Annotated in this window: 7 protein-coding genes; 4 read left to right on the top strand and 3 right to left on the bottom strand. The window is 66.5% G+C overall.

Going from position 1 to position 7,699, the window contains the following annotated elements; translation table 11 throughout:
* Nucleotides 1–35: 35 nt before the first annotated feature.
* Nucleotides 36–1,226, bottom strand: a complete 1,191-nt coding sequence (locus QC385_RS31620; RefSeq protein ID WP_279544771.1) for a hypothetical protein — start codon at nt 1,224–1,226, stop codon at nt 36–38.
* Nucleotides 1,216–2,454 carry a hypothetical protein gene (locus QC385_RS31615; RefSeq protein ID WP_279544770.1) on the bottom strand — a complete coding sequence of 413 codons (1,239 nt, stop codon included), beginning with the start codon at nt 2,452–2,454 and terminating at the stop codon, nt 1,216–1,218. Before QC385_RS31615 ends, QC385_RS31620 begins: the two co-directional genes overlap by 11 nt.
* A 618-nt stretch (nt 2,455–3,072) precedes the next feature.
* Here QC385_RS31615 and QC385_RS31610 point away from each other — a divergent pair.
* From QC385_RS31610 to QC385_RS31600, 3 genes are all read left to right on the top strand, one after another.
* Nucleotides 3,073–3,609, top strand: coding sequence for a hypothetical protein (locus QC385_RS31610; RefSeq protein ID WP_279544769.1), 537 nt, complete (start codon nt 3,073–3,075; stop codon nt 3,607–3,609).
* Between the two features lie 3 nt (nt 3,610–3,612).
* On the top strand, nt 3,613–4,350 hold the full coding sequence (locus QC385_RS31605; protein ID WP_279544768.1) for a hypothetical protein: 738 nt from the start codon (nt 3,613–3,615) through the stop codon (nt 4,348–4,350).
* Between the two features lie 142 nt (nt 4,351–4,492).
* Complete coding sequence (locus tag QC385_RS31600; protein ID WP_279544767.1) at nt 4,493–5,200, top strand: hypothetical protein; 708 nt, start codon at nt 4,493–4,495, stop codon at nt 5,198–5,200.
* A gap of 283 nt (nt 5,201–5,483) precedes the next feature.
* Here the strand turns inward: QC385_RS31600 and QC385_RS31595 are convergent, their stop codons facing one another.
* Nucleotides 5,484–5,618 (bottom strand): hypothetical protein, encoded by a 135-nt coding sequence (locus QC385_RS31595; RefSeq protein WP_279544766.1) that lies wholly within the window; start codon nt 5,616–5,618, stop codon nt 5,484–5,486.
* Between the two features lie 267 nt (nt 5,619–5,885).
* On the opposite strand from QC385_RS31595, the gene QC385_RS31590 reads away from it, so the two are divergent.
* On the top strand, nt 5,886–7,688 hold the full coding sequence (locus QC385_RS31590) for a tachylectin-related carbohydrate-binding protein (protein ID WP_279544765.1): 1,803 nt from the start codon (nt 5,886–5,888) through the stop codon (nt 7,686–7,688).
* The last annotated feature ends 11 nt before the right edge of the window (nt 7,689–7,699 follow it).

The raw sequence follows: 7,699 nt of genomic DNA, 5'->3' as shown, positions 1-7,699 counted from the left end.
GGGCAGGCGCGTGCCTGCCCAGCCCCGGTGCTCGATCACTGGTGCTTCAACTGGCTGAGCGAGGCTGTTGTGGCCCGGTCGAAGGGTAGATCCGTCAGGGGGAGTAGGTGTTTCGTCAGCTCTGGTACTGCCTTCGATAGGCAGTCCATTGCGATTCCCAGGGCCTGTCGGTGCTCGCGCGCGAAGAGGTGATCGAATGCCGGCGCCTTCCAAGCGTCGCCGCCGAGGAGGGCGTCGAACACCGCCAAGTCGATGGTCTGCGGCAGCTGGCGAGCGATGGGGCTTCGGCGTCGCAGCCGCTCGGCGAGGTCCATGAAATTGACCAGCCACGTTGGCGTCTGCGACATTGCGTCGCGGACGGAGGGCACAGGGCGCTCAACCGGAGGTGCCCCTGCCGATCGGTAAGCCTGGTGAATGGTTACGAGCTCCTCACGGAGCAAGGCGTCAGCCATCTCCGCCACTCTCAGGATCTGGCGGTCGTGTGGATCTCCGGTGTTCAGCCCCTGCTCGATCTCTCGTCGCGTCCCCTCGGCGCCCACAGTGTCGGTCCGGCCGCCGGCACGTAGAGCCGCGGATACCAGCGCTTGGAGAACGTGGCCTGCCAGCAGCTTGGCCAAGGGATTGGGAAGAACGGTCCCGGTGCGCGTCACCTCATCCAGAGTCAGCAGCGCTCCGAGGACTCTGTGAGGATCAGCCAAGAGCGCATCGTGCCTAAGGAAGGAAACGAGCCCTGACGGGAGGTCTCCGATTTTCTTGAGCTGCTGATCCGCGGCAGCGCTCTCCTCCTTGAAGGATGTCTCCCCGATCGTGGCGAAATGCTGCGGTACATGTTCCAGGACCTGCTCACGACGCTCCAGCTCGGAGCTGGCAAACAGGTCGACCCCAATGTGACGCGCTACCCCGCGGCCCGCCTCAGTGACGGATTGGCGAACGAGCGCCGAGCGGTCCGCACCGACCAGTGCCTGCAGCCCGCGCAACCACAGGAGGCGGTCCTGCTCCCCACTCTGTCCGCGGGTGGACTTGCACTCGCTGATGCCGATGTGTGGACGGAGCCTTGAGTCGAAATCGATCGACAGCACATCGACGTCCGTCACCGTCCGCGGCCGACCTCCGACGCTCTGCGTGACGGGGTGACGTACACGGACGAGTGCACCGTCTGCGAACTCGGCGCGGGCGAACCGGCGTTCCAGTTCGTCGCCCTTCTCTTTTCCAGCCCTACCGGTCATAGCGCCGTCGCCCCATTTCCTGTCGCAGTGCGGCGAGAATATCTTGCGAAGCGCTGAGGCTAGGGGCAGCTTCCTTGGATGGCTGGACCAGGCGCCGCGCGCGTTCTGCCTCGGGATGACGGTAGCCGCGCTGACCTTGGAGGGCGCCCGACGTAGTGTTTCCGTCCGCGCCGTCCTCAAGGTAGGTGATGGCCTCTTCCGCAACGTCTGCCTGCAGAAGGACGAACTTCTTGAACCTGTACGCAGGCTCAACGCGGACGATTCCGGCAGTCTCGAGCATGGAGTAGTCAGTGCCGATGTTGGAGGCATCTCCTGCCTCGCCGTTGCGTACCAGCTTTCGAAGGAAGGCGGTTGGAGCAAAGAGTCGATTGCTGGCGAATCGTCGAGCGAACACCATGGATCCGATGAGCTGACGCACGTGCCCTGACGGGTCAGCTCCCGTTGGGGCGTCGAACACGGATCGTCCCATATGCGGGGAGAAGAGGAATGCGCGCTCCTGGCCTCCGAGCGTAGTGACGATGGATCGCAACAGAAGCCCTTGGGAGACGGCATAGTCCACCCACTTCCGATCCCCGGATTGGATCTCATCCTCGGGCATTCCAGCTGTCGCAGCCACCTCCTCCAAAACGCCACTCAGCGCCGCGCGCACGGCCCCATCCTCGGCTTGCAGTGCGGCATGAGAATGGTCTTTGTCAACTGCCCAGACATTGGGGTTGAAGAGCACCTCATCCCCGTCGGCGCTACGTTGACGCGTGCAGAGATGGAGGGATTCAAGGTTTTCGATGGCGCGAACGGCGAGGTCTTCGGATCCGAGTGCTGCGCACTCCTCCTTCGCCGTCGAGATGGTGATGGGCATGATGGTGGTCGTGCGCAGAATCGTGAGAGCCATCATCTCAAGTGGTTCAGGCATGACGTTACCCAGAACGCTGTCGGCGCGCTGGTAAAGGTCTTCGACAGGTGGGATCTTCTCGGACACCACCTTGATGGCACCCTCGCCGTCGCGCTCAAGGTCGACAAGGCCCAGCACCTCAAGCGTGGGAAGAAATTCCCTGCGGATCTCCCGCTTACTGATGCCAGCGCTGACCCCCAGGGCCTCAACACGCTCGGGTGGGCTGACGCCACTGCCGCGAAGGCGGAGTGCGAGCTCGAAGATCCTGCCGGCGAACTCAAGCTGGGCGAGGTCAGCCTTCGGCTGACTGGCCCCGTAGGTGCTCAGGTGTCGTGACATGCCGACGAGCAGTTCTGCAGTTGGTAGCAACGGAGTCTCCGGGAGGCAGCGATGAGCCGCCACAGCATCGTTGTGGTCCGGCGGCTGAGAAACTTCAGCCGCACACCATGGTGCGACACCGCCCGCACAGAAAGTCACTCTTTCGGGAGATCTGATCTACCGTCGTCGTGCGACACGTTCCGCCAGCGGTCTTGCTGTCTGCCGGGCTTGCTGTGAAGCCGGCCAACCTCTCCGGTCGAACCACGTCCGCTCCGCTCTGGCCGACTACCTTGACCAGCATCCCGAGGCCAAGACCGAGCTACGGGTGATCCTCGGCCTTCTGGAGGACAGCGACGGTCTCACCAGCCGCAAGACAATCCCCGGCCACGTCACCGCCAGCGCCCGTTCCGCCTTCCCAAGATCTGAGGCGGGTCCGAACAGACGGCTGAGCACGTTGTCCGTACGCGACGGTGGCACTCTCCTGTCGATGAGGGGGGAAGCAGGCTCGAGCAGCGCTGAGCGGTGACGAGGGCGCGGTGCTCCGGATGTTGTGCGATCGTCGCTGGCCCGGGGGGTCCAAGTGCGGGGCCCGTTCGGGCTTCCGGCCAGGGCGCGCGCAGCGTCAGGGCGCGAGCGGGAATGGCCACGGCGCTCGGGCGAACAACCAGGCCCGGCCGCGCCGGGCCCGTCCGGCGCCGACGCCGCGCCGAGCCGGACATCGTCTCCGCCACCGGCGAGCGGATCTCGGCCTCCGCCTCCCGAAAGCTCACCAACGCCGTCCCGCGCAGCTCCCGCAACGCCCGGGCCAGCCGCTGGCACTCCTACGCCCTGTGGTGCGCCATCTACGACTGGGCCGAGGACGAGCCCAACTCCGTGCTGTCCTACCTCTCCGACCTCGGCGACCGCGGTCACCCCGCGACCTCCATCGAGGCCCACTTCAGCACCCTGCGCGCGATGCGCACCATCCAGGGCGCGCCGCTGTCGGACAGGGAGGTCAAGGCCTGCCAGCTCGTCATCCGCCACCGCGCCGGCGAGGAGGCCGACGACCCCCTGGTGGAGCCCGGCCCGCTCCAGGCCGACGCCGTCGACCTGGACGAACTGCGCCTCATGGTGCGCACCCTGGACCGCACCACCGTGCGCGGCAAACGGGACGCCGCCGTCCTGCTCATCGCCTAGTGGATGGCCGCCCGCGCCAGCGAGCCCGCCCGCCTCAACCTCCACGACGCCAAGATCCGCACCGTGCAGATCGAGGACAAGGACGGCCGCAAGAGGGCCCACCAGGCCCTGAGCATCAAGATCCGCCGCTCCAAGGCCGACCAGGCCGCGCGCGGCCAGGAGGTGCACATCCTCGCCCCCGCCGACCAGGAACTGTGCCCCATCCACGCCCTGCGCGAATGGCTCGACGTCCTCGCCGACGACGGCCAGCTCACCCCCGGCCCGCTGCTGCGCCGCATCGACCGCCACGGCAACATCGGCGCCAAGGCCGCCGGCCGCCCGCCCAAGGACGACCGCCGCCGCGGCGGCATCACCGCCGACACCGTCAACGACATCATCAAGGCCACCGCCCGCGCCGCCGAGCTGACCCCCACTCCGACCCCCGAAGAGCGATCCGCCGCGGCCCAGGCGAAGCAGGAGGCGCTCGCGGCCGCCGACGCCGCGCCCACCGCCGAAGAGGCCAACGCCATCCTCAAGACGTGGCGCACCGCCCGCCGCGCGGCCCGCGCCGCCGTCCGCCGCATCACCGGCCACAGCTTCCGCCGCGGCTGGATCCAGCAGGCCCTGGCCGCCGGCAATCCGCCCGAGACGGTCGCCATCCACTCACGCCACTCCCTGCGCAGCAGCGCCTTCGACGCCTACCGCCGACGGAAAATTCCTTGGAACCAGAACCCAACCCGCTTCCTGGGCCTGGCGGTCTGATCGGACCCGGCTACCGCCGTCCTTCCGCGCCTACCTGAGGAAACGGTCCCGCGGCTGAGGAATCCGCCGTGTGGCACGGTCTGTTCCGCGAAGTTCAGCGTTGGGTCCCGCTGCTGCGGTGCATTCGGGAAGGATGCTGCCGGTGCAGACCGAATCCATCGCCGCCCTGGCCGCCTCGGCGGCCGCAGTTCTGGGCGTCCCGGCCGCTCTCCTCGTAGGCTTCCGGCAGGCGCGCGCGGCCCGCCACGCCGCCGAGCTCACCACCCGCTCAGCCCACGACCATGTCCGCCGACAAGCACGTCGCGACGCCGCCGTCGAATTCATCATCGCGGTCGAGAAGGCCAAGAAGGCAGCGCTCCTGCTCTACGAAAGTGACGACCCCGTAGAGGACACCCTCATGCACGCCGAGCACCGCGTACCCCTCGACGTCAGCCGACCCCTGGCCGTCATCCGCATTGAAGGGCCGGACAATCTCGTTGAGCGCGCCCAGGACGTCGACGCCGCGATGGCCAACCTCACCGTCCGCGCCCTCCGCATGAACCGCGTCCGGTACGCGCGGTCCGTCCTTCAGCACGCCGCTGGCACAGGAAACGAGGGCATCGCTGCCGCCCTCGCTCAGCTGACCGAACCAGCTGGAACCGACGAACAACGAACCGAAGCCTGGCAGACAGTAGAAGACGCGGGCCTGCTCACCCGACACCAACTCGGCACGCTGCGGCAGCACTGGCAGCCCCATGCGACACCCCATCTCAAGCCCGTTGGCATCGTAGAAACCTCCGCCGCCATCAAACCCACACTCGACGCGTTCATCGCGGCTGTGCGGATGCACCTGGACGAGCCACCCGCATAGAGGGCGGACCACTTGCCCCACCGCCTAGCCCATGAGGTGACGGGACACCCGCTCCAGGCCCCGGACCCGTACGCCGTCCTCACCGGCTGACTGTCCGGGGCCTACACCCGGCCCCACGTACAGCAGGTCATCGACCGATGCACTGCTCTGCCCGCGCTCCGGCGGAGGCCCCGCTGCACACGCCAAGAGGCGCACACCTACGCCGGCAAGCCCGAGGGGGCGCCTCCTTGGCTTCGTCCCGACAGGCGAGGACGCCCATCTTGCTCGCACCTTGCTTCACAGCTCAGAACCACTCAACGGTATGCAGGACGCACATTGCCGCGCGCATCATGTTCGAGATCACGCGGTCGGCCACCTGTTCCTCGTCCTGGTCCACGTGGACGCTTTCCCATCCCGACTTCTCGGCGTATTGCAGCAACGCGGACAGTGTTTCGTGGTCGGCGGCACCATGCGGGCCCTCGAAGGGCGATTGCAGGATGGGCGACAGTGCGTCCAGCGATTACAAGCACCGGCTCTCACCGGGGACCGCCTGTCACGTCCCCCGGACAGCTGACCCACCAGGAGGCAACACGCCGAGATGCGGCGGGAGTGTCCGCGCGTTTGACTGGATAGGAGACGCGAGACCTCCCGAGGGCGGGCGCACCCGGGGGCGTGCCGTCACTTGAGCACGAGCAGGGGAGCAACCATGCCACCCGACCTGAGCAGCGCCGAGTATGAAACCCTCGACAATTTGATCGACGCCGCGGGGCCTATCGGAACCGGGGTGGACATCCTCAAGTTCATCTACGAATTCGGGAAGACCTCCCCGACCGAATACGCCATTGAGAACATCAGCCGCGAGCTTGCTCTCATCAAGACGCAATTGGCGGAGCTCAGTGGCCGTCTCGACACGGTGACTCAACGGCTCGTCAAGGCGGAGAATTTGGCCCGGGTCCGCCGCCTTGAGGAGCACACTACCCGGCTTTCAACACTCGCCGTCCAGATCCAGCGGAGTCCCGGAGACCAGGCCCGGGCGGCTGAGGCCGCCGCTGAGGCCGGCGGCCGGGCCGACTCGATGCTGACTGATGAGGATCTGTGGACCTGGAGCGACGTCCAAATCGTCACGCCGCACGACGCGAACGGGAATCCCTCTGGGCCGCAGAGGATTGAGCCCCTCCCGCCCGAATTCAAGACGAAGATCGCGCTGCCCGTATATTCTATGGCGCTGACCATATGGGTTGCCGCCATGTTGATCGACACCGGTTCAGAAGTGGGCCGAGTGAAGGAGCGATACGGCGACCAGCTCGACCGTCACATCGGCGCCGTATCGCTCAGGTTTGGATGGCACGACCACGGCTCGGACGAGCAGACGCTTCCCGAGAAGATCCGATCGCGTATTACCTGCCGCCCGGTTGCGGCGCACAAGTATGCCGAAGATGGGATGTGCACCTTCACGGTGCAGTGCACCGACAAGCTCGCGCGGACGAATACCATTGTCCGCGAGTTCACGGTGGACATGTACGACCCGGTTCCGGGGTCGCGGGTGCTTTGTACCGTCGACCCGCAGTCGGTGGTGCTCGATGAGCAGGAAATCGAGGACAGAGATCCCGGCATCGTGATGTTGGGACTGTGGGAGGAAATGCTCAAGTCGATCGCGGCGAGCGGCCACCTGCCAGCCCAGCAGTTCATTGGCCAGTTCCCGTCCTGGACTGCGGCGTTTGTCGGTATGTACGGCGTGGACCGCGATCTGAACCTTGACTACTTCACGCAGACCTTGCCTGGCAGCCAGGGTTCATGGACTGGCCCCTTGCGGGTGGGCACCAGCTGGAGCTTTGCAGCCATCGTCCCAGGCGGCTCGGACGCCGTCCTCGCGAAGCAGCCTACGGGCAACTGGTTGTGGTACCGACACCAGGGATCGGGCCAGACACCGCCGACCGACAAATGGGCCGGCCCGGTGTCAATCGGTGCCTGGGTCGCCGGCGACTCCGCGCAGACCACATGGCGCCACTTCGGTGCCGGATACGGCGTTGTCTACGGGATCGTGGACCATGACGTGACGGGTGAGTTCCAGGAAGGCGATCTCTTCTGGGGGCGCTTCCTCGGCTACCAGACCGGACAGGGCTCGTTCACGGCAGCCCGCCCTGTCGGCACCGGATGGCAGGGCCTCTCCCCCGTCTTCTCGGGAAGCGAAGGGATCATCTACGGGGTGAGGCCCACCGGAGTTCTGCGCTGGTACAACCACACAGGGTGGGCCGATGGTTCCAACACCTGGGCTGAGCCGCGTGATCTCAATACCGGAGTCGACTGGCGTCAGTTCGAGAGGATCGTGTCGGGCGGCGAGGGCGTGATCTACGGCATCCTGCCCAACGGCGCCATGAGGTGCTACCGGCACATCGACTGGCGCAACGGCGGTGACGTCCTGGAAGGCCCGATGTCGGTCGGCGAGTTCTGGAGGTTCTACAACCCCCTGTTTGCGTCGCAGCCCGGTGCAACCACCGGAGTGTTCTGACCGGCTCGCGC

Source organism: Streptomyces sp. DH10, from assembly GCF_029813805.1.
In the GTDB taxonomy this organism is placed as follows: Bacteria; Actinomycetota; Actinomycetes; order Streptomycetales; family Streptomycetaceae; genus Streptomyces; species Streptomyces coeruleofuscus.
This window is presented reverse-complemented; position numbering and strand designations above follow the sequence as displayed.

What these genes read in the sequence shown, in the direction of transcription:
- QC385_RS31620 (WP_279544771.1), bottom strand. Translation starts at nt 1,226, where the DNA reads ATGACCGGTAGGGCTGGAAAAGAGAAGGGCGACGAACTGGAACGCCGG.
- QC385_RS31615 (WP_279544770.1), bottom strand. Translation starts at nt 2,454, where the DNA reads ATGTCACGACACCTGAGCACCTACGGGGCCAGTCAGCCGAAGGCTGAC.
- QC385_RS31610 (WP_279544769.1), top strand. Translation starts at nt 3,073, where the DNA reads ATGGCCACGGCGCTCGGGCGAACAACCAGGCCCGGCCGCGCCGGGCCC.
- QC385_RS31605 (WP_279544768.1), top strand. Translation starts at nt 3,613, where the DNA reads ATGGCCGCCCGCGCCAGCGAGCCCGCCCGCCTCAACCTCCACGACGCC.
- QC385_RS31590 (WP_279544765.1), top strand. Translation starts at nt 5,886, where the DNA reads ATGCCACCCGACCTGAGCAGCGCCGAGTATGAAACCCTCGACAATTTG.